General features: G+C 69.9%; 20 protein-coding genes and 2 tRNA genes. 11 read left to right on the forward strand and 11 right to left on the reverse strand.

What is annotated here, in order from left to right; genetic code table 11:
* Window positions 1-4: 4 nt before the first annotated feature.
* Genes JHE00_RS18700 through JHE00_RS18710 form a run of 3 tightly spaced genes read right to left on the reverse strand, consistent with a single transcriptional unit; the run spans window position 5 to window position 2,960 of the window.
* Entirely contained in the window at window positions 5-1,513 is a 1,509-nt protein-coding gene (locus tag JHE00_RS18700) for an alpha-amylase family glycosyl hydrolase (protein WP_307832005.1), read from the reverse strand.
* 6 nt (window positions 1,514-1,519) lie between these two features.
* On the reverse strand, window positions 1,520-1,918 hold the full coding sequence (locus JHE00_RS18705) for a globin (RefSeq protein ID WP_200319738.1): 399 nt from the start codon (window positions 1,916-1,918) through the stop codon (window positions 1,520-1,522).
* Between the two features lie 40 nt (window positions 1,919-1,958).
* The gene (locus tag JHE00_RS18710) at window positions 1,959-2,960 is read right to left on the reverse strand and encodes a mechanosensitive ion channel family protein (protein WP_200319741.1); all 1,002 of its coding nucleotides are present in this window, start codon (window positions 2,958-2,960) and stop codon (window positions 1,959-1,961) included.
* A gap of 427 nt (window positions 2,961-3,387) precedes the next feature.
* On the opposite strand from JHE00_RS18710, the gene JHE00_RS18715 reads away from it, so the two are divergent.
* The 3 genes from JHE00_RS18715 to JHE00_RS18725 all read left to right on the forward strand — a co-directional run bounded on the left by JHE00_RS18715 (window position 3,388) and on the right by JHE00_RS18725 (window position 5,322).
* Complete coding sequence (locus tag JHE00_RS18715; protein ID WP_200320409.1) at window positions 3,388-3,885, forward strand: HNH endonuclease; 498 nt, start codon at window positions 3,388-3,390, stop codon at window positions 3,883-3,885.
* Window positions 3,886-4,601: 716 nt separating this feature from the next.
* Entirely contained in the window at window positions 4,602-4,841 is a 240-nt protein-coding gene (gene ctaJ, locus JHE00_RS18720) for an aa3-type cytochrome oxidase subunit CtaJ (protein ID WP_200319743.1), read from the forward strand.
* Window positions 4,828-5,322: a DUF5130 family protein gene (locus tag JHE00_RS18725; RefSeq protein WP_200319745.1), complete on the forward strand. Its 495-nt coding sequence runs from the start codon at window positions 4,828-4,830 to the stop codon at window positions 5,320-5,322. The genes ctaJ and JHE00_RS18725 overlap by 14 nt, the downstream gene beginning before the upstream one ends.
* Window positions 5,323-5,384: 62 nt before the next feature.
* Here the strand turns inward: JHE00_RS18725 and pepN are convergent, their stop codons facing one another.
* Window positions 5,385-7,949, reverse strand: coding sequence for an aminopeptidase N (gene pepN / locus JHE00_RS18730; RefSeq protein WP_200319747.1), 2,565 nt, complete (start codon window positions 7,947-7,949; stop codon window positions 5,385-5,387).
* 184 nt (window positions 7,950-8,133) lie between these two features.
* On the opposite strand from pepN, the gene JHE00_RS18735 reads away from it, so the two are divergent.
* Entirely contained in the window at window positions 8,134-8,757 is a 624-nt protein-coding gene (locus tag JHE00_RS18735) for a mycothiol-dependent nitroreductase Rv2466c family protein (protein WP_200319749.1), read from the forward strand.
* Here the strand turns inward: JHE00_RS18735 and JHE00_RS18740 are convergent.
* Window positions 8,754-9,080: a VOC family protein gene (locus JHE00_RS18740; RefSeq protein ID WP_230424541.1), complete on the reverse strand. Its 327-nt coding sequence runs from the start codon at window positions 9,078-9,080 to the stop codon at window positions 8,754-8,756. The genes JHE00_RS18735 and JHE00_RS18740 overlap by 4 nt on opposite strands.
* Before the next feature lie 239 nt (window positions 9,081-9,319).
* Here JHE00_RS18740 and JHE00_RS18745 point away from each other — a divergent pair, with 239 nt between their 5' ends.
* A complete protein-coding gene (locus JHE00_RS18745; RefSeq protein ID WP_200319753.1) occupies window positions 9,320-10,225 on the forward strand; it encodes a MerR family transcriptional regulator in 906 nt (301 codons plus the stop codon).
* An 8-nt stretch (window positions 10,226-10,233) separates the two neighbouring features.
* Here JHE00_RS18745 and JHE00_RS18750 read toward each other — a convergent pair whose 3' ends face one another.
* Both JHE00_RS18750 and JHE00_RS18755 read right to left on the reverse strand, forming a co-directional pair.
* The gene (locus tag JHE00_RS18750; RefSeq protein WP_200319755.1) at window positions 10,234-11,049 is read right to left on the reverse strand and encodes an MBL fold metallo-hydrolase; all 816 of its coding nucleotides are present in this window, start codon (window positions 11,047-11,049) and stop codon (window positions 10,234-10,236) included.
* The gene (locus JHE00_RS18755) at window positions 11,042-11,716 is read right to left on the reverse strand and encodes a 2-phosphosulfolactate phosphatase (RefSeq protein WP_200319757.1); all 675 of its coding nucleotides are present in this window, start codon (window positions 11,714-11,716) and stop codon (window positions 11,042-11,044) included. Before JHE00_RS18755 ends, JHE00_RS18750 begins: the two co-directional genes overlap by 8 nt.
* 59 nt (window positions 11,717-11,775) lie before the next feature.
* Between JHE00_RS18755 and JHE00_RS18760 the strand changes: the two genes are divergently transcribed.
* Together JHE00_RS18760 and JHE00_RS18765 are read left to right on the forward strand one after the other, a co-directional pair.
* Complete coding sequence (locus JHE00_RS18760; protein ID WP_200319760.1) at window positions 11,776-12,249, forward strand: ribose-5-phosphate isomerase; 474 nt, start codon at window positions 11,776-11,778, stop codon at window positions 12,247-12,249.
* 5 nt (window positions 12,250-12,254) lie between these two features.
* Window positions 12,255-13,064: an Fpg/Nei family DNA glycosylase gene (locus JHE00_RS18765; protein ID WP_200319762.1), complete on the forward strand. Its 810-nt coding sequence runs from the start codon at window positions 12,255-12,257 to the stop codon at window positions 13,062-13,064.
* Between the two features lie 545 nt (window positions 13,065-13,609).
* Here JHE00_RS18765 and JHE00_RS18775 read toward each other — a convergent pair.
* Together JHE00_RS18775 and JHE00_RS35900 are read right to left on the reverse strand one after the other, a co-directional pair.
* The gene (locus tag JHE00_RS18775; RefSeq protein ID WP_200319764.1) at window positions 13,610-14,416 is read right to left on the reverse strand and encodes a hypothetical protein; all 807 of its coding nucleotides are present in this window, start codon (window positions 14,414-14,416) and stop codon (window positions 13,610-13,612) included.
* A gap of 72 nt (window positions 14,417-14,488) precedes the next feature.
* Complete coding sequence (locus JHE00_RS35900; protein ID WP_307832006.1) at window positions 14,489-15,232, reverse strand: C40 family peptidase; 744 nt, start codon at window positions 15,230-15,232, stop codon at window positions 14,489-14,491.
* Window positions 15,233-15,543: 311 nt separating this feature from the next.
* Between JHE00_RS35900 and JHE00_RS18785 the strand changes: the two genes are divergently transcribed.
* Both JHE00_RS18785 and JHE00_RS18790 read left to right on the forward strand, forming a co-directional pair.
* Entirely contained in the window at window positions 15,544-16,413 is an 870-nt protein-coding gene (locus JHE00_RS18785; protein WP_200319766.1) for a TIGR03619 family F420-dependent LLM class oxidoreductase, read from the forward strand.
* Between the two features lie 14 nt (window positions 16,414-16,427).
* Window positions 16,428-16,874: a nuclear transport factor 2 family protein gene (locus JHE00_RS18790; RefSeq protein ID WP_200319769.1), complete on the forward strand. Its 447-nt coding sequence runs from the start codon at window positions 16,428-16,430 to the stop codon at window positions 16,872-16,874.
* A gap of 61 nt (window positions 16,875-16,935) precedes the next feature.
* On the opposite strand, the gene JHE00_RS18795 is transcribed toward JHE00_RS18790, so the two are convergent.
* Window positions 16,936-17,346, reverse strand: coding sequence for an FCD domain-containing protein (locus JHE00_RS18795; RefSeq protein WP_200319771.1), 411 nt, complete (start codon window positions 17,344-17,346; stop codon window positions 16,936-16,938).
* Between the two features lie 300 nt (window positions 17,347-17,646).
* Window positions 17,647-17,717: transfer RNA gene (locus JHE00_RS18800), tRNA-Gly, on the reverse strand.
* A 79-nt stretch (window positions 17,718-17,796) separates the two neighbouring features.
* On the opposite strand from JHE00_RS18800, the gene JHE00_RS18805 reads away from it, so the two are divergent.
* Both JHE00_RS18805 and JHE00_RS18810 read left to right on the forward strand, forming a co-directional pair.
* A tRNA-Pro gene (locus JHE00_RS18805) sits at window positions 17,797-17,870 on the forward strand.
* A 134-nt stretch (window positions 17,871-18,004) separates the two neighbouring features.
* Entirely contained in the window at window positions 18,005-18,280 is a 276-nt protein-coding gene (locus JHE00_RS18810; RefSeq protein WP_200319773.1) for a UTRA domain-containing protein, read from the forward strand.
* Window positions 18,281-18,290 lie beyond the last annotated feature (10 nt).

Genomic DNA, 18,290 nt, shown 5'->3' on the forward strand with positions numbered 1-18,290 from the left:
GCGGTCACGGCGCAAGCCACAGCCACGCGGCGGCGTCTGCCGCCAGCCTGCCCTCCACGAGGGCGGCGCTGGCGAGCAGCACGTCGCCGCGTGGCACCGGCACGGGTGCGGCCGACGTGTTCAGCGCGCAGATGAGCCCGCCGGGACTGCGCCGGTAGGCGAAGCAGCCCGGCGGCGCGCCGTACCACTCCAGCTCCTCGCCCTCGAACGCCGGATGGTCCCGGCGTAGCTCCAGCGCGCGCCGGTACAGCGACAGCGTGGACGCCTCGTCCTCCAGCTGCGCCTCCACTGTGAACGGAGCCCACGCGGCGGGTATCGACTCCCACGCGCCCGGCAGCGCGGAGAAGCCGTACGGCGGAGTGTTGCCCTCCCACGGGATCGGCGCCCGGGTCGGTGCTCCGGTGAGGCCGAGTTCCTCGCCGTTGTAGAGCGACACGGCGCCGGGAAGCCCCAGCAGCACCAGCGCCATCGCCCGCGCGCGGTTCAGGCCGCGCTCGCCGCCGCCGTAGCGCGTCTCCAGCCGGGGCAGATCGTGCCCGGCGAGCGCCCAGGCGGGCGGGGATCCCGTGCGAGCCACGGTGTCCAGGCCGCGCTCGATCGAGGCCTGCAGCGCGTCGGCGTCGAACGGGGTGTGCGCGAGCCTCGGGTCGACGGCGAGGTGCAGTTCGTCGGGCCGCACGTAGCGGGCGAAGCGCGCCTCGTCGGTCGTGGCCGGCTCGCCCACGTACACCGCGTGCGGGTACGTGTCGAGCACCTTGCGGATCTTCTGGTGGATGTCGTGCACGCCGTCGGCGTCGAAGCGCGGATCGGCGCCGGATAACTCGACATCGGGCAGGCCCGGTGTCTTCGCCATGCCGGAGGCGGCGGCGAGGTGGACGCCGTCGACGCCCCGGTCGAGCCAGAACCGCAGGGTGCGCTCGAAGTCGGCGTGCACCTCGGGGTCGGCCCAGTTCAGATCCGGCGTGCCAGGGCCGAACAGGTGCAGGTACCACTGCCCGTCCGCGGCGCGAGACCACGCGGGACCGCCGTCGTCGGCGCGCCAGTCGTTGGGCGGCAGCTCGCCGTTCTCGCCGCGGCCGTCGAGGAAGTGGTAGCGCCCGCGCTCCGGTGAGCCCGGCGCGGCGGCGAGCGCGTCGGCGAACCACGTGTGCTTGTCGCTGGTGTGGTTGGCGACGAGGTCGATCACCACGCGCAGGCCCGCCGCGTGCGCCTCGGCGACGAGCGAGCCGACGGTGTCCAGGTTGCCGAGCACCGGGTCCACCGCGCGGGGACCGGCGATGTCGTAGCCGTCGTCGGCCATGGGGGAGAGGTAGAACGGCGTCAGCCGCACCGCACTCACGCCGAGCAGATCGAGATAGCCCAGCCTGCCCCTGATGCCCTCGAGGTCGCCGACGCCGTCGCCGTCGAAGTCGGCGAACGAGCGCACGAAGACCTCGTAGCAGACCGCGTCACGCCACCAGGCTGTGGTTCTCGGATCCGAGGGCCGGGCCAGGTCTCTGCCGGCTCTTCGCACCCGTGCTCACACCCAGCTGTTCATCATCGACTGTGCGGCCATCTCCAGGTACTGCCAGAGCTGGGACCGGTACGGCTCCTCGATGCCGCTCTCGTCCACGGCGACGCGCATCGCGCGCAGCCAGGCGTCCCGCTCGATCGGCCCGATCTTGAACGGGGCGTGCCGCATTCGCAGCCGAGGGTGCCCTCGCTGGTCGGAATAGGTGTGCGGACCGCCCCAGTACTGCATCAGGAACAGTCGCAACCGCTCCTCGGCGGGTCCCAGATCCTTCTCCGGATAGAGGGGCAGCAGCACCTCGTCCTCGGCCACCTCGGCGTAGAAGCGCGCGACGATCTTGCGGAACGTCGGTTCACCACCCACCGCCTCGAAGAAAGTCCGGGGGTCCGGAGTCTCCGGCTCGCTCACGTCAGCCACCTCTCCATTCTGCCGTGCGTCCTCACGTGCTTCAGGCTCCGGTACCCGAGACCCCGTTGCCGTAGAACCGGCCCAGTGGCGGCTCGAACCCGGCGCGCTCGAAGGCGGGCAGGATCTCGGCGCGCAGGGCCCGCTGCACCGCCCACTGGCGGCCCGGCCTGACCTTGACCGTCAGCCGCAGTTGTGTGCCCTCGGCCGTGACGTTCTCGACGCCGAGCACCTCGGGCGGCTCCAGCACGTCGGGTGCGATCGAGGGGCGCGCGGCGGCCTCGGCGGCGACGTCGTGCAGCAGCGTCGTGGCGCGCTGGACGTCGGTGTTGTAGTTGATCGGGATGTCCACCACGCCCACGGCGTAGCCCTGGCTGGAGTTGCCGACGCGCAGCACCTCGCCGTTGCGCACGTACCAGACGGTGCCGTTGAGGTCGCGCAGTGTGGTGATGCGCAGGCCCACGGCCTCGACGGTGCCCACGGCCTCGCCCACGTCCACGATGTCGCCGACGCCGTACTGGTCCTCCAGCATCATGAAGATCCCGGACAGGAAGTCGCGCACGAGGTTCTGCGCACCGAAACCGATGGCCACACCGACGATCCCGGCCGAGGCGAGTATCGGGGCGAGGTTGATGCCGAGCTCACCGAGGATCAGGACGAACGCGAGGCCGAACACCACCACCGACGTCAGCGACTTGAGCACCGAGCCGATGGTCTTCGCGCGCTGCCTGCGTCTTTCGATCACCAGCGGCCCGAGCACCTCGGGCGCACGTTCGCGCAGCGGGCGCAGGAGCGCGGGCAGCTTGCCGTTGTCGCTGTTCTCGGCCTCGTCGACAGGGGCGCGGGTGAGGCGGTCGATGACCTTGCGGATCGCGTACCGGGCCAGCACGGCGACCACGAGGATCAACAGAATGTGCAGCGGCTTGGCCACGAGCCAGTTCGCCGAGCCCGCCAGCCACTCGTTGCCGGTGATCTGCCAGATCTGCTGGCACCACGTACCGGCTTCGTTGATGCAGGACGGCGGGTCACTGAGAAACTGATCCACTTCGGGGAAGACTCCTTTCATGTTTGTGACGCCGCACACGCTCGCAGTCTGAGAGCCCCCCGAATGCAGCTTCTCGGCCACATAGAACCCAACCGCAACCGTACTGGGAAGTGACACGTTGCCTAACGCACGTGCGTTCTGGGCCCTATCTGTGGTCGACTAGGGCAGCACCGGTGGAGGTGGTCGCGTGCCAGACCGACAACCGAGCCCCCACGGCGTCCATACCCGGCACCCGGCCGGGCAGGCGCTGGAGGCGAGACTGTGCGCGCCCTTGGGCGCCGTGATCGGCGGGCCCCATGCCAGTGGGCCCCAGCCGACCGGGCCGCCGGCGCGTGCAGGCCGGATCACCCGCTCGCACAGTCAGCGGCGGTCCCGTGATCCGGGAGGCGGAGGTTCGTCGGCACCCGGTTGGGGAAAGCGCCGCGTTCTGTTGCTCAACACGACTTTCGAGCCCCTCACCGCGTTACCACTGCGCCGCGCGATCGTCCTGCTCGTCTGCGGCAAGGCCGAAGTGGTTCACGAAGATCCCGCGGGGCTGACGTTGCACGCCGCCACCATGGCCGTGGAAGTCCCGTCGGTGATCAGGCTGAGCACCTACGTGCGCGTACCTTATCGCGCACAGGTTCCGCTCACGCGAGCCGGGTTGATGCACCGGGATCGCTTCCGCTGCGCCTACTGCGGGAGTCGCGCGGAGACCATCGATCACGTGGTGCCGCGCAGCAGGGGCGGCGCGCACTCGTGGCAGAACTGTGTGGCCTGTTGCGCGAAATGCAATCACCGCAAGGCGGACAAGATGCTGTCGGAGATCGGCTGGCGGCTGCGGGTGGTGCCGAGAGCGCCGCACGGTCCGCACTGGCGGCTGCTCGCGCACTCGACGGAGGCGGACCCGCTCTGGCAGCAGTACCTCGGCGCCCCGGCCGCGTAGTAGGTCGCGCGGCCAGGGGCGTGCCGTGGTCGGTGTCTCACGTGATGGTCTGTCGTGTTCGCCGGTCGATCCGGCGGGTCGGCTCTCAGACGGTGACGCGCGTGCCCCGGGTGACCCGGGTCCCGCGCGTGACGCGCGTTCCGGAGGTGACCCTGGTTCCGCGCGTGACGCGCGTGCCGCAGGTGACCCGCGTGCCTGCCGTGACCCTCGTTCCGCGCGTGACGCGCGTTCCCCGGGTGACACGCGTTCCGGCGGTGACGCGCGTGCCACGAGTGACCCGAGTACCCCGCGTGACCCGCGTACCCGCCGTCACCCGGGTGCCGCAGGTGACACGTGTACCCCGCGTGACGCGGGTGCCGCGCTCGACGGACTCCGCCAAAAGCGACGTAACGGTGTTGCTGTTCGACTCGGCAGGGGTCAGGACGGTGAGCATGGCAAGTCCTCCTGTGACCGGCGTGTGACCTTGGGGGCTGGGGGAGAGAGACGCAAGGCCCGTACAGGTGAAAAACGTACGAGCATTTCAGTAGCGGAACAAGACGCGAAAGCCCGGTGCCGCCGCCCGTACGGTGAGTTGCGACCTTTCGCGAGCGGCGCTTCAGCCCAACGTGGGATCGATACCGTGGCAAGCGGCGGACGGGCGTCTTCGCGCGCTCGGCGGCAGGTTCGTCACCGTGGCGCGTTCGGTGTCCGGCGCGGCCGTCGGATACCCTGCGCACGTGAGCATCCTCGAGACGACCCTGGTCTTCGCGGTGATCCCGCTCGCCATCTACGGTGCGTTCTCCTTGGTCACTCTGCGTTCGAAGTTCGCGGGGAGGCCGAGGTACCGCCCGGGGCAGGCGTGGGAGTTCCCGCCGACGTGGTGGAGTGCCAACCCGGCCGGCGCCGGTGAGCCGCACGCAGCTGGTGAGACGGCGAGCCCGTCCAAGGCCCGGGGAGGTGCCAGTGGGAGCTGGTGAGCTGACCATGGAGAACCCGTCGACCGGGCTCGAAGGCACCGACGAGCAGCCTGGTTCGGTCGTTACCGCCAGCGGCCGCGTGTCGGTCGCGCGGATGTACGAACCCGCTGCTCCATCCGGCCCATTCACCACCGCGCAGCTGGCCCGGCTCGACGAGGCGTTGACGCTGGCCAGCCGCGAGTCCGGCCTCGAGTTCAGCATCTACCTCGGTGAGCTCGGCAGCGAGAGCCGCAAGGGCGCCGAGCAGCTGCACGACTCGCTCGGTGAGCGTGGCGACAAGGCCGTCCTGATCGCGGTGTCGCCCGGTGAGCGCGTCGTCGAGGTGGTGACCGGCGGCGACGCCGTGCACCGTCTTCCCGACCGCGGCGCCAAGCTCGCCGTGATGAGCATGGTCGCCTCCTTCAAGGAGGGCGACCTGATCGGCGGCCTCGTCAGCGGGCTGCGGATGCTGACCGACACGGCGGGCCCAGTCCCGAGCTGACGCTCGTCCGACACACACAGGGCCCCCTCGCCGCGGCGAGGGGGCCCTGTCGTCTCTCCGGGTCAGCTCTCGTCGAACTCGCGGGCCGCGAGCGCGCGGACGATGCCCGCCCTGCCCTCGGACACCAGGCGGCGCAGCGCAGGCGGGTGCTCGCCCCCGAGCCACGCGTCGGCCGCGGCCACCCCGTCGGTGTCCACCGCCCACGACGGGTACAGACCCATCACGGTCGGCTGCGCGCGCTCGCTGGAGCGTCGCGTCCAGACCTCGTCGATCACGTCGAAGTACTTCGTGACGTAGTCGCCGAGCAGGTGCTTCTGGGCCGGGTGCGAGAAGCCGGTGATGATCGCTTCGTTGACCGCGTTCGGCAGTTCGTCGTCGTGGACGGCCCGCTGCCACGCCTTGGCCTTCGACTCCGCGTCGGGACGCAGCGCCCGCGACCGCTCGGCGTGCCTGCGACCGGTCGCCGTGTCGTCGCGCGCCTGCTCGGCGTCGATCTCGGCGTCGGAGGCCCTGCCGTGCGCGACGAGCGCGTGCAGCAGTCGCCAGCGCAGGTCGGTGTCCACCGTGAGGCCGGGCAGCGGGGCGGAGCCGTCGAACCAGCCCGCGAGCACCGTCAGCGTCTGGTCGTCGAGCACCGAACCCGCGAGCGAGTTCACGAACGCCAGCTGGTGGTCCGAACCCGGCTCGGCGGCGGTGGCCAGCTCCAGAAGCCTTGCCGTGAACGAGGGCCAGCCCTGCTCACGGGCCCACTTCTGTTCCGCGTAGGAGTTCAGCGCGGTCTGGGCCTGCAGCAGCAGCCGCTGCACCACACCCACCTCGGTCTCGGCGTGGATTCCGCGCTGCACCAGCGTCACGAAGTCGCGCGCCTTCAGCTCGGCCTCGCGCGTCATCTCCCACGCTGCCGACCAGCACAGCGTGCGCGGCAGCGGCTCGGAGATGTCGCCGATGCGGTCGATCAGCGTGACGAGCGAGTCGCTGTCGAGGCGCATCGTGCAGTAGGTCAGGTCGTCGTCGTTGACCAGCACGAGCTTGCCCGCCGCCGAGCCGACGAGGTCGGGCACCTCGGTGCGCTCGCCGTCGACGTCGAGCTCGACGCGGTGGGTGCGCACGAGCTTTCCGGAGCCGTCGTCGTCGTAGACGCCGACCGCGACCCGGTGGGTGCGCAGCTCGCCCGCACCGGGCTTGGCGCCGCTCTGCAGCACCGCGAACGACGTGAACCGGCCCTGCTCGTCCACCTCGAACCGCGGCCGCAGTGAGTTGAGTCCCGTGGTCTCCAGCCATTGCGCGCTCCACCACGACAGGTCGCGGCCCGAGGCCTCCTCGAGCGCGCCAAGCAGATCGGCGAGCGTGGCGTTGTCCCACGCGTGCTTGCGGAAGTACACCCGCAGTCCGGCCAGGAAGTTGTCCAGCCCGACGTAGGCGACGAGCTGCTTGAGCACGCTCGCGCCCTTGGCGTAGGTGATGCCGTCGAAGTTCACCTCCACCGCGTGCAGGTCCACGATGTCGGCGGCGATCGGGTGCGTCGAGGGCAGCTGGTCCTGCCGGTACGCCCACGACTTCTCGATGTTGGCGAAGCTGGTCCACGCGCCGGTGTACTCGGTGGCCTCGGCCTGCGCGAGCACGCTCGCCCAGGTGGCGAACGACTCGTTCAGCCACAGGTCGTCCCACCAGCGCATGGTCACGAGGTCGCCGAACCACATGTGCGCCATCTCGTGCAGCAGCGTCTCGGCGCGGCGCTCGTAGGAGTAGCGGGTGACGCGGCTGCGGAAGACGTAGTCCTCCAGGAACGTCACCGCGCCCGCGTTCTCCATCGCGCCCGCGTTGAACTCGGGTACGAACAGCTGGTCGTACTTCGAGAACGGGTACGGCGTGCCGAAGTTCTCGTGGTAGAAACCGAAACCCTGCTTGGTTTCGGTGAACAGACGCTCGGCGTCCATGTACTCGCCGAGCGACGAGCGGCAGTAGATGCCCAGCGGGATCGTCCGGTGCGCGTCGGAGTACTCGTCGCGCCACTCGGCGTACGGGCCCGCGATCAGGGCCACCAGGTAGGTGGAAATCCGTTCGGACACGGCGAAAACGGTGCGGACGGCGCCCTCGGCGGTGTCCGCACGGGACTCGACGAGCGCGTTGGAGATGAGCTTCCAGTCCTTCGGTGCGATCACCGTGAGCCGGTAGGTCGCCTTGAGGTCGGGCTGGTCGAAGCACGCGAACATGCGCTTGGCGTCGGCGGTCTCGAACTGGGTGTAGAGGTACACGCCGTCGTCGACCGGGTCGACGAAGCGGTGCAGTCCCTCACCCGTGTTCATGTAGCGGCAGTCGGCCTCGACCACGAGCTCGTTGGTCGCGGCGAGTTCCGGCAGGGCCACACCGTCGTCCTCGACGTAGCCCGAGACATCCAGTGCGGTGCCGTTGAGCGTGGCGGAGCGGACACCGTCCGCCACGATGTCCACCCACGACGACTCGCCGGGGCGCACAGCCGAGAAGGTCACCCTCGTCCTGGAGTCGAACGTCTGCTCGCCGGGGCGGCCGTTGCCGTCGGTGAGGTCGAGCTCGATCTCGTAGGAGTCCACCTCGAGAAGTTCGGCACGCTGTTTGGCTTGGTCACGGGTCAGATTTGGGGCGGGCACTGGCACCTCTGTGCTGGTAGCGGTTGTCGGTTTCTGTCTACTCCGCGCATCCAATCATGGGAGCACCGGCCGTGGCGACGGGAACAAGACGGGAACAAGACGGGAACAACTGGCGCGTCCCTGCTGTTGGCCGCCGTAGGAGAGTCGCTTACCCCGTGCCGAGTGCAACGAATCAGGAGACTTCATGCCCACAGAGCAGCAAGAAGGCCCGACGCGCGTCGACTTCTACTTCGACCCGGTGTGCCCCTTCGCGTGGATCACGTCCCGGTGGATCCTGGAGGTCGAAAAGCATCGCGACCTGGACCTGCGCTTCCGGGTCATGAGCCTTGCCGTGCTGAACGAGGGGCGCGACCTGCCGCAGGACTACCGAGACCTGCTGGACAAGGCGTGGGGGCCGGTTCGCGTGGCCGTCGCACTGGCGCAGCAGCAGGGCGAGCAGGTGCTGCGCGACTACTACACGGCGTTCGGCACGCGCCATCACAACCAGGACAACAAGGACATCGACGTCGTCCTCAAGGAGGCGCTCGCCGAGGTGTCCGCACCCCCCGAGCTGCTCGCCGCGGCCACCTCGACCGAGTACGACGAGGCGCTGCGCAAGAGCCACCACGAGGGCATGGACCCGGTGGGCACGGAGGTCGGCACGCCGACGCTGCACATCGACGGTGTCGCGTTCTTCGGCCCGGTGCTCTCGTCCGTCCCGAAGGGCGAGGACGCGGTGAAGGTCTTCGACGGCGCGCGCCTGCTCGCGGGCTATCCGGACTTCTTCGAGCTCAAGCGCACGCGCACGGGTGGTCTGAACTTCGACTAGTAGACGACCCGGAAGCTGCCGACGAAGGTGATGCGGTTGCCGTCCGGATCGGTGATCAGGGACAACCGCACGCCTTTGTTCACCTGTTCCTCCGCCCCGGGGCGCAGGCCACGGCCCGTGAGTTCCGTGCGGAGGGCGGTGAGGTCGTCGACGGCGAAGTTCACCTGCGTCGCGCCCGCGCGCTCGGTGTCCTCGTGCACCTGTAGCCAGCCGCCGTCGTTGAGCCGCCACTCGACGAGGTTCGGCATGGGGTTGTTGTCCCGGGGCCTGCCGAAGAGCCGGGTGTAGAACTCCTCGGCGGCGGAGATATTGGAGACGGACATGACGGCGAGTACGTGTTGGATCTGCATACGGGGACAGACCGGCGCGGGCCGCGAAACTGATCGGTCCGGCTAGCCCGTGCTTGAGGTTCGGTGCGCGCCGTGCACGATGACGATCAAGATGCGGGCAGAGGGGATCTCTCTGCTGAGCGTGTCGCGGTGTGTATGGGGGTTGCACCTTCCGTAGCGGCATGTGGTCCGGTGGACTCACGTCCCGATGCCTTGAGGAAGGGTCCCTGCTCATGGATTCGTCTTTCATCCCGCCCCGACAGGTCAAGATCGGTGACGCGGCGGCCTTCGTCGGCAGCACGCCACGGGCGATTCGCCATTACCACGAGATCGGCCTGCTCCCCGAGCCTGAGCGGGGCGGCGATGACCGCCGCCGCTACGGGTACGAGGACATGATCCGCTTGCTGTGGATTCGCAAGATGGCCGATGCCGGGATCGCCCTGGACGACATCCGTGACGCCTTCACCACCGGCACGGCTTCCGCCGGTGCGGACAGCGGAGAAGGTATCGCGGGCATCCTGGAGCGGGTGGAGGAAACCCTCGCCGAGCAGGAGGCGGAATTGCGGCGGCAACGGACCGCCGTGCAGCGGATGCGGTCCGAAGGCAGCCGGATGGGCCTGCTCTCCGACGTCGTCACCGAACGCCTCAAGAGCCTGCCCGAGGGCTCGCTGCGTCAGGCGGACCTGGACAGTCTGCTGGTCACCGAGCGGATCTTCGGCCCGCTCGGCGCGGCCGTCCAGGCCACCCGCTTCGTCGTCCTGGCCACGCATCCCACTCTGCGGGCGGATTCCGACCGCATCGATGACGCCGAGGAGGCACTCGATGACAGTGTCGCCGTCGGTGATCCACGGGTGGCTCAAGTGGCCGTCGAGCGGCACGCCTTCGAAAGCGCCCTGCAGGCCGTCATCGAGGAGTCCGGCCTGGGTAAAGAAGACGATGCCCTCTTCGACGCCTGGGACACTGTGCACCCTGCCACCGCCGATGACGGCGAGGGCGACCTCGGCTCTGGCAGGCGGCAGGCTGACTCCATGAGCGTCTTCGAAGCCACCGGCAAGATGCCCTACGACTTCTCCCCAGCCCGCCTGCGCTGTATGGAACTGGCGGAAGAACTATCCGCCCAAGACTCACCCGCTACCTGAGACACGACCTAGCCGAGACCGAGCGCGGCGTCGGTGACGTCCGCAGGGCCCGGCGCGAGGTGTCTCGCCGCGGCGGCGTCCAGCTCGCCCGACTCGACCCTCGCCCGCAGCTGCGCGAACGCGGCCACGGTCTCGCGTGCCGTGGTGACGAACGCGGGCTCCACCGGCTCACCGTGGCCGGGCACGACGACCTGCGGCGCCAGCGCGAGCAGCCTGTCGAGCGCGGCGGGCCAGCCGCTCAGCACGGTGTCGGGGCCGAACGACTCGGCGGTGAACGAGCCGCCGGGCGCGTGCTCCACGAGATCACCCGCGAACAGCACGCCGGCGTCGGGCACGTGCACGACGAGATCGTGGTCGGTGTGCGCGGGCCCGAGGTGCTCGAGCACGACCCGCCTGCCGCCGAGGTCCAGTTCGCCCCGCTGCGCGACGAGCCGGTCGGGAGTCACGATCGAGGTGGCTTCCAGTTCGGCGGCGACCCGCGGCCTGCCTTCCTGGCGGTAGTGCCGAGCCCAGGTGGCCCGGTCGGTCTCGCCGTCGGTGGCCAGTGCCCGCGCGCAGCCCGGATGTGCCCACACCGCGCACGGCAGGAACGCCGCGGTGCCGAAGGCGTGGTCGAAGTGGGCGTGGGTGAGCGCGACGGTCCACGGCAGCGGCGTCAGCTCGCGCACGGCGGCGGCCAGTTCCGCGCCCTGGGCCGCGTCGCCCCGGGTGTCCACCACCACACAGCGCCCGTCGCCGACGACGAGCCCGGTCGAGAGGTCCAGCTCGGCGTGGCGGCGGACGTACACGCCGTCGCCGAGTTCGCGCCAGCGCCCGTCAGCCACGGTCGTACACCCCGTTGACGAGCCGCGGCGCCACCGTCGAGGCGTCCGCGGCGACCGCGTGCGCGACGAACTCCGCCCTGCCGTGCTCGACCAGTTCACGGCCCGACGCCGACCCCGTGACCAGAGCGGCGACCTCGGCCCCGGCCGAGCGCCACGTCAGTTCCGCGAGCGTGGCCTCCGGCGACGGACTGCCTGCGCCGAGTTCGAGCAGCGCCGCCACCATCGCCCCCGCGCCGAGGTGGTCCTCCACGCACGGCCGCAGCGGCCCGGTGGAGCCCGGCTCGGGGCCCAGCACGACGCCCCACCGCTCACCGCACGGCACCACCCCCACCGGCTTTCCGGCCGCCAGCGCCACTGCGCGTCGCGCGACGGCACGCGCATTGCGCAGGCAGGCGGCGAGGACCTCGAGCCCGGTGTCGCTCGCCGCCATCGAGAGCGTGGCGCCGTTGGGGGAACTCAGCGGCATCGCGTCGCCGCAGGCGGGTTCGGGGCTGAGCCAGCGCACCGGCCGGATCCGCTCGCCGCGCGCGAGGGCGAGGTCGACCCGGGTGGAGAACGACAGCACGTCCACCACGACCAGCACGGCGCACCCGGGTGCGAGGGCGGCGACGCCCTCGGCCCCCCATTCGAGCCTCACGTCGTGGCCCGGCTGCTCGAAGACGCTCACGACGTCAGCTTGCCGGGTGGTGGGCGGCCGTGCCCTGCGGGGATGGCACACTCCGTGCCGTGCGTGTCTATCTGGGATCCGATCATGCCGGCTTCGAGCTCAAGAACCACCTGGTCGCTCACCTTCAGCAGCAGGGCCACGAGGTGACCGACGTCGGTCCGCACGTCTACGACGCGGCCGACGACTACCCGGCGTTCTGCATCGAGACCGCGCGCCGCGTGGTCGCCGACGAGGGCAGCCTCGGCATCGTCATCGGTGGCTCGGGCAACGGCGAGCAGATCGCCGCCAACAAGGTGCCCGGCGCGCGGGCCGGTCTCGCGTGGAGCGTCGAGACCGCCAAGCTCACCCGTGAGCACAACCACGCCCAGTTGATCGGCGTCGGCGCGCGGATGCACACCGAGGCCGCGGCCACCGAGATCGTCGAGGCGTTCCTGGCGACGCCGCCCGACCTGGACGTCCGCCACAGCAGGCGCGTTTCGCAGATCACCGGCTTCGAGAGCACCGGAACCCCGCCGGCCCTGCCGGAGGCCTGAGACCCATGCCCGAAGGGCACACCCTGCACCGGCTCGCCCGCCTGCACCAGAGGCGCTACGCGGGCGCGCCGGTGCGGGTGGCCAGCCCCCAGGGCCGCTTCGCCGGCGAGGCGGCCCAGCTCGACGGTCACGAGCTGCGGGGCGCCGAGGCATACGGCAAGCACCTCTTCCACGACTACGGTCCACAGGGGACGGTGCACGTCCACCTCGGGCTGTACGGGACGTTCGCCGAGGCGAAACTGCCCGACACCCCGCCCGTCGGGCAGGTGCGCATGCGGCTGGTCGGCCGGACACATTGGACGGACCTGCGCGGTCCCACCCGCTGTGAGCTGATCACCGAGCCGGAGGCCGAGGCCATCAAGGACCGGCTCGGCCCCGACCCGCTGCGCAGAGACGCCCGCCCGGACCTGGCCTGGGACCGCATCTCCCGCTCCCGCACCACGATCGCCGCCCTCCTGATGGACCAGTCGGTGCTCGCCGGGGTCGGCAACGTCTACCGCGCGGAGGTGCTGTTCCGGCACGGCATCGCGCCCATGCTGCCGGGCAGGTCGCTGGACTCGGTGCTGTGGAAGGACGTCTGGGACGATCTGGTGACGCTCATGCGCGCGGGCGTGCGCAGCGGCCGGATCGACACGGTGGCCGACGAGCACCTGCCCGAGGTGACCGGGCGCGCGCCGCGCGAGGACCGGCACGGCGGCGAGGTCTACGTCTACCGCAGGACGGGACAGCCGTGTCTGGTGTGCGGAACTCCGGTGGCGCACAAGGAACTGGCTGCCCGCAACCTGTACTGGTGTCCGACCTGCCAGCCCGCGTGAGCTCGGGACCCACCGGCTCGCGCGAAGGTGCGCCTCGGATGTCTCGCGGGCGCCATCAGGACGATGTCAGCTGAACTGCTTCGCGACCCAGCACTTCTCGTTCTTCAGCCTGCTCGAACGCGATCGGATGACTCACCTCGTCCGCATTCAGGGCCGTCTGTGCGCGACGGTCGGGACCGCTGTCGAGACGATGGCGAATGCCCTGGAGCTTCCCGACTACTACGGACGGAAATGTCGACGCTTTCCACGAATGTCTCAATGACCTGTTGCGGCTGACCGACGGCGGGCTCGGTTCGGGTTTCGGCCGCCCGGGCCGACCGGCCGACACGCTACTCGTCGTCGTGGACTCCGCGGCGGACTTCCGGGCGCAGGAGGGACAGGAGCGGGCCGAGGTGCTGCTGGGGCTGTTGTCGTGGTCTCTCTCGCCGACGAACTCGCACCGGCCGTGGCGCGCCACCTACCCGGCTGGACCGGGCCGAAAAAAAGGCTGGCAGGCCGGAACGATGTCCGGCCTGCCAGCCTGTGATCAGTGGTGGTGCGGCTACTCAGAAGCCACCGAAGTCGCCTCCGAAGTCACCGCCACCGAAGTCTCCACCGCCGAAGTCGCCTCCGCCGAAGTCTCCGCCACCGTCGCCGAAGTCGCCGCCGTCACCACCGTCGCCGCCATCTCCGCCATCGCCACCGGACTCCGCGGCATCCTCCTGGCCCGCGTCGTAACCGGATTCCCAGGCTCCGGCGCTCGCGATACCGGCCATGCCGGAGAACATCGCGCTGAACAGCAGCATCGACCCGAGGCCCCAGGCGCCTGCCACGAGCGCGGGCTTCCACCACGGCTCGCTGTACCAGCCCTGCGGCACCGGCCTGCCTGCCACGCGTCCACCGGGGTAGTAGTGCGGCGTGTTCTGGCCGGGCTCCGGCGACGCCTCGTAGTGCTGGCCCTCGACGTCCACGGAGCGGTGCTCGGTGACCTTGCCCGCGCGTTCCCGCTCGGCGTCCGCCGGCAGTGCGGGACCCGGGTCCATGCCCATCGCCTCGCGTGCCGCGCGAACGTAGTAGAGGCCTTCGAGCGCGGTCTCCTTGACCAGCCGGGCCTGCTCCGCGGTCTCGGCCTGCTCCATCTGTGAGCCCGCGGCGTTGTACCGCTCGCCGGCGTCGGCCATCGCCTGCTGCGATGCCGTGTCGGTGCCCGTGATGTTCAGGACCTGCCCGCCGAGCCGCTCGAGCCAGCGGCGTGCCTCCGACTTGGCGTCCTCGAGCTGGCGGCGCTTGGCCTCCTGCTGGGAGCGGACCAGGTAGAAGCCTCCGCCGACGACGATCAGAAGGAGCACGATCACGACGATCGTGGTACCCATGGGTTACTCCCGGTTGTTTTGGTTCGTTGAACCGGACAACGCGGACGCTACCCTTCTAGTTCCCGATCGTGGTCACCAGGCGCGGCCGACCGTGTATGAATCTGTGTAGATCTCCTGCTTGCGCACCACGTCGCCGGACTCCGGCGCGGCCCACATCTGGTTGCCGCCCGCATAGACGCCCGCGTGGTACACGCTGCCGCCGTCGGTGAAGAACAGCAGGTCGCCGGGCAGCTTGTCGCCCTTCGCGACGGCGGGCACCGTGGACTGCTGGTCGCCGGACGTGCGAGGCAGTTGGATGCCGACCTTGCCGTGCACGTACTTCGTGAAGCCTGAGCAGTCGAAGCTGTCCGGTCCGGTGGAACCGTAGGAGTAGGGCTTGCCGGACTGGCCGGCCGCGACGTCGAGGATCCGCTGGCTGACGGGCTTGTGCGCCTCGACGGTGCGCTCGGCCGACAGCGACGGGTCGTGGATCTCGTCGCCCCGGTAGTTGATCCGCCAGTGCGAGGTGCGCTCGATGTTCGCGGAGATCGAGGCGACGCCGTCGGCGTTGGTCTCCACGGTGCGCGACACCGACCACGGCTGGTCGGGTCCGGTGCGCCACTCGAGGTCCACCGGCTCGCCGGACAGGGGCTGCTCGCCCGTGCCGGTGAGGGTGCCGGTGAACGTCACCTTCGCGCCGGGGGCGACCGATGCGGGTGGTGCGTCGATGCTCTGTTCGGTGGGCACGATCGCCGACGAGGTGCCGGAGAAGCCGAGCAGTGCTCCTGCGCCGACGGCGGCGACCACCGCCGAGCGCGTCCAGGTTGTCGTGGGCACGCGTTTCCTCCACACGGATTCGGATCTGGTGAATGTGTCCCCGACTACCGCCGCGGGCTTTCCCGCGAACGGCAACCGGAAACGGTAAACACGCGACCGAGCCGGACGGCGAACTCGCAGTTCACCGGGTTCGGTGACGTGTTCGACAATTCGGCGATCGAGGTTTGGTGACGCCGTTCGCGTTTACCTGCGAATGTGCTGGGGAATCCGGACGCGTCGGCACTCCGTGTCCTGTGTGCCGGATCACCGCCAGCCGGTGTCCCCGATCACCGGCTGGCAGCCAGAACTAGAACACGTTATAGTTCTGGGGTATGAAGTTCACACTGTCGGTGGCCCTCACTCCGCTCGACGAACTCACCGAGCTCGCCAAGACCGCGGAGGAGTACGGCTTCGCCTCGATCGCGCTGCCCGACTCGCTCTTCTACTCGGAGACGGTGACCGCGGACTATCCCTACACCCCTGACGGCAGGCGGTTCTGGGACGAGGAGACACCGTGGGTGGACCCGCTCGTCGCCGCGGCGTCGATGGGCGCCGTGACCAGCCGGATCCAGTTCTACACGTCGGTACTCAAGCTCGGCTCACGCAATCCGGTGCTGCTCGCCAGGCAGGTCAACTCGGTCGCCACCCTCACCGGTGACCGGTTCGGCCTCGGACTCGGCGTCGGCTGGTCGCCCGAGGAGTTCCGCTGGTGCGGCGCGCCGTACGAGCAGCGCGGCAAGCGCGTCGACGAGGCCATCGAGGTGCTGCGGCTCATCCTCGGCGGCGGCATGGTCGAGTACCACGGGAAGTTCTTCGACTTCGGCAAGCTGCGCATGAGCCCCACGCCCGCGCGGCCCGTGCCGTTCTACATCGGCGGCCACACCGACGTCGCGCTGCGCCGCGCCGCCCGCGTGGGCGACGGCTGGTCCTCGGCGATGATGACGTTCGACGACCTGCGCACGACCATCGACCGGCTGCGCGAACTGCGCGAGGAGTACGGCCGCGCCGAGACCCCGTTCGAGATCCAGGCCGTGTGCATCGACCGGTTCGGCGTGGACGGCTACCGGCAACAGGCCGACATCGGCGTCACCGACGTGATCACCGTGCCGTGGGTGTTCGAAGGACTCGGCTTCGACGCACCGCTGCAGCAGAAGAAGGACGCCATCAAGAAGTTCGCCGACGAGACCATCACGAAGTTCTGAGGAGGGCGCGAGCCGTGAGTATCACCGTGTGCTGGGATCCGGACGCCGAGCAGCCGCCCGCGCGCCTCGCGGCGTGGCGGTCGATGCATGCCGTGGTGGCGGGGGAGAAGGAGCAGTGGCTCGCGCTGTTCCACCCGGACGGTCTCATCGAGGACCCGGTCGGGCCCTCCATGTTCGACGAGGAGGGCAAGGGCCACCACGGCGCCGAGGGCATCTCGGCGTTCTGGGACAAGACGATCGCCAACGTGGACCGCTTCGAGTTCCGGATCGCCGACTCGCACGCGGCGGGCGACGAGGTGGCCAACGTCGGCACGATCACGACCTGGCTGCCGGGCGGCTACCGCGTCGACACCGACGGCGTGTTCGTCTACAAGGTGGGCGGGGACGGGCTGATCGTGTCGATGCGCGCGTTCTGGGAGACCGAGCGCGCGATGGCGACGGCCACGAAGGTGTCGGACTAGCAGCGGGCGTGGCTGACGGTCGGCGCACCGGTGCGCCGACCGTCAGCCGGTCCGAGATCGGTCAGTAGTTCCACTCCCAGCCGCCGGTCATCATCCCGGCGGGGGCAAGGATCAGTGTGCCGCTCGCCTCGGGCACGACCAGTTCGATCGTGCCCGTGTATTTCTGGTTCGGCCCGAAGTTCGCCATGGACAGGCTCGCGTCCGGATCGGTGCACATACCGGCCTCCGCCGAGTACGGCTGAGGCCCTGTGGGGTACGGCTGGTGGGCGCCAACGTGCGGCTCGCCTGCCTGCGTCATCGTGGCCGTGTGGAACGCGACGCGGGCCTGGGTCCACTCGTCGGTGTGGCCGTCGGGCCCGTCCGGGACGGGAATCGGGGTGCGCGCGAGCCGGTGGTGGGTGGCGACCACCTCGCTCTCCCGCTCCACGGTGCCGCGCTCGATCGCCCGCCGCAGCGCCGCGGTCTCGACCATCCCGCGCACGTCGGTAGATCGGCCAGGTTCATGGCCGACGCCGCTACGACGGTGAACCCCTGCTGCGGAGACGCCGGCACCAGCCGCCCCGGCCGCACCGTCTCCGAATTCCTCCGCACCCCCCACGAAGCCGCCGCGAACTGCGGGAACTGGAACCGCACCGAACTCGAAGACGACCCGTCGCGGTGGCGCGGAACCGCTGTGCATCGAGTCGGATCACCGGGAGCCTGATCCGGCGAGCTCAGCCCTACGACAACGGCGCCCCTCCCGAGCTCGGGAGGGGCGCCGTTTGCGCTCTTGAGCGGGCGACGGGAATCGAACCCGCACCACCAGTTTGGAAGACTGGGGCTCTACCATTGAGCTACGCCCGCATGCGACCGGTGACCAGCCGCCCCGGTAGTGTAGCGGTACACGCTAAGGTGGTCGCACACCGCCCGGGCGTGGCGGTAACGGGGTGTGGCGCAGCTTGGTAGCGCATTCGCTTTGGGAGCGAAGGGTCGCAGGTTCAAATCCTGTCACCCCGACTTTTGTGCCTCTGACCGGCAACTTTCGCGGGACCGCGAAAGTTGCCGGCCACGTGGTCGGCTAGTGCAGTGCTCGCTCCGCTCCTAGGGCAAGAGCGAGAACATCATCAACACTCACCGTGAGAGACCGGGCGATGCGCGCCAATGCGCTCGTCGTTCAACTCGACACCGGCGAGGGCGGCGCCTACGCCCGCCTCGAAGAAGCTGGCCACCTGATCGGCTCCTACGTCGAGAACGGTGCCCGCATGCCCACCCCGGATGAGACCTCGCAGATGGAGCTCGGGCCGGGCATCCCCGTCGTGACGGTGACTCGAGTCGCCTACCGCGACGACGGGACCCCGCTCGAGATGAACGACATGATCGTGCCTTCGGACAAGTACGAGCTGTCGTACGAGTGGCCTGCGGAATAGCCGCGATCCC

This window comes from Prauserella cavernicola, assembly GCF_016595675.1.
Classification (GTDB): Bacteria; Actinomycetota; Actinomycetes; order Mycobacteriales; family Pseudonocardiaceae; genus Prauserella_A; species Prauserella_A cavernicola.

What these genes read in the sequence shown, in the direction of transcription:
- JHE00_RS18735 (WP_200319749.1), top strand. Translation starts at nt 8,134, where the DNA reads ATGCCCACAGAGCAGCAAGAAGGCCCGACGCGCGTCGACTTCTACTTC.
- JHE00_RS18740 (WP_230424541.1), bottom strand. Translation starts at nt 9,080, where the DNA reads ATGTCCGTCTCCAATATCTCCGCCGCCGAGGAGTTCTACACCCGGCTC.
- JHE00_RS18745 (WP_200319753.1), top strand. Translation starts at nt 9,320, where the DNA reads ATGGATTCGTCTTTCATCCCGCCCCGACAGGTCAAGATCGGTGACGCG.
- JHE00_RS18765 (WP_200319762.1), top strand. Translation starts at nt 12,255, where the DNA reads ATGCCCGAAGGGCACACCCTGCACCGGCTCGCCCGCCTGCACCAGAGG.
- JHE00_RS18775 (WP_200319764.1), bottom strand. Translation starts at nt 14,416, where the DNA reads ATGGGTACCACGATCGTCGTGATCGTGCTCCTTCTGATCGTCGTCGGC.
- JHE00_RS18785 (WP_200319766.1), top strand. Translation starts at nt 15,544, where the DNA reads ATGAAGTTCACACTGTCGGTGGCCCTCACTCCGCTCGACGAACTCACC.
- JHE00_RS18795 (WP_200319771.1), bottom strand. Translation starts at nt 17,346, where the DNA reads ATGGTCGAGACCGCGGCGCTGCGGCGGGCGATCGAGCGCGGCACCGTG.
- JHE00_RS18810 (WP_200319773.1), top strand. Translation starts at nt 18,005, where the DNA reads ATGCGCGCCAATGCGCTCGTCGTTCAACTCGACACCGGCGAGGGCGGC.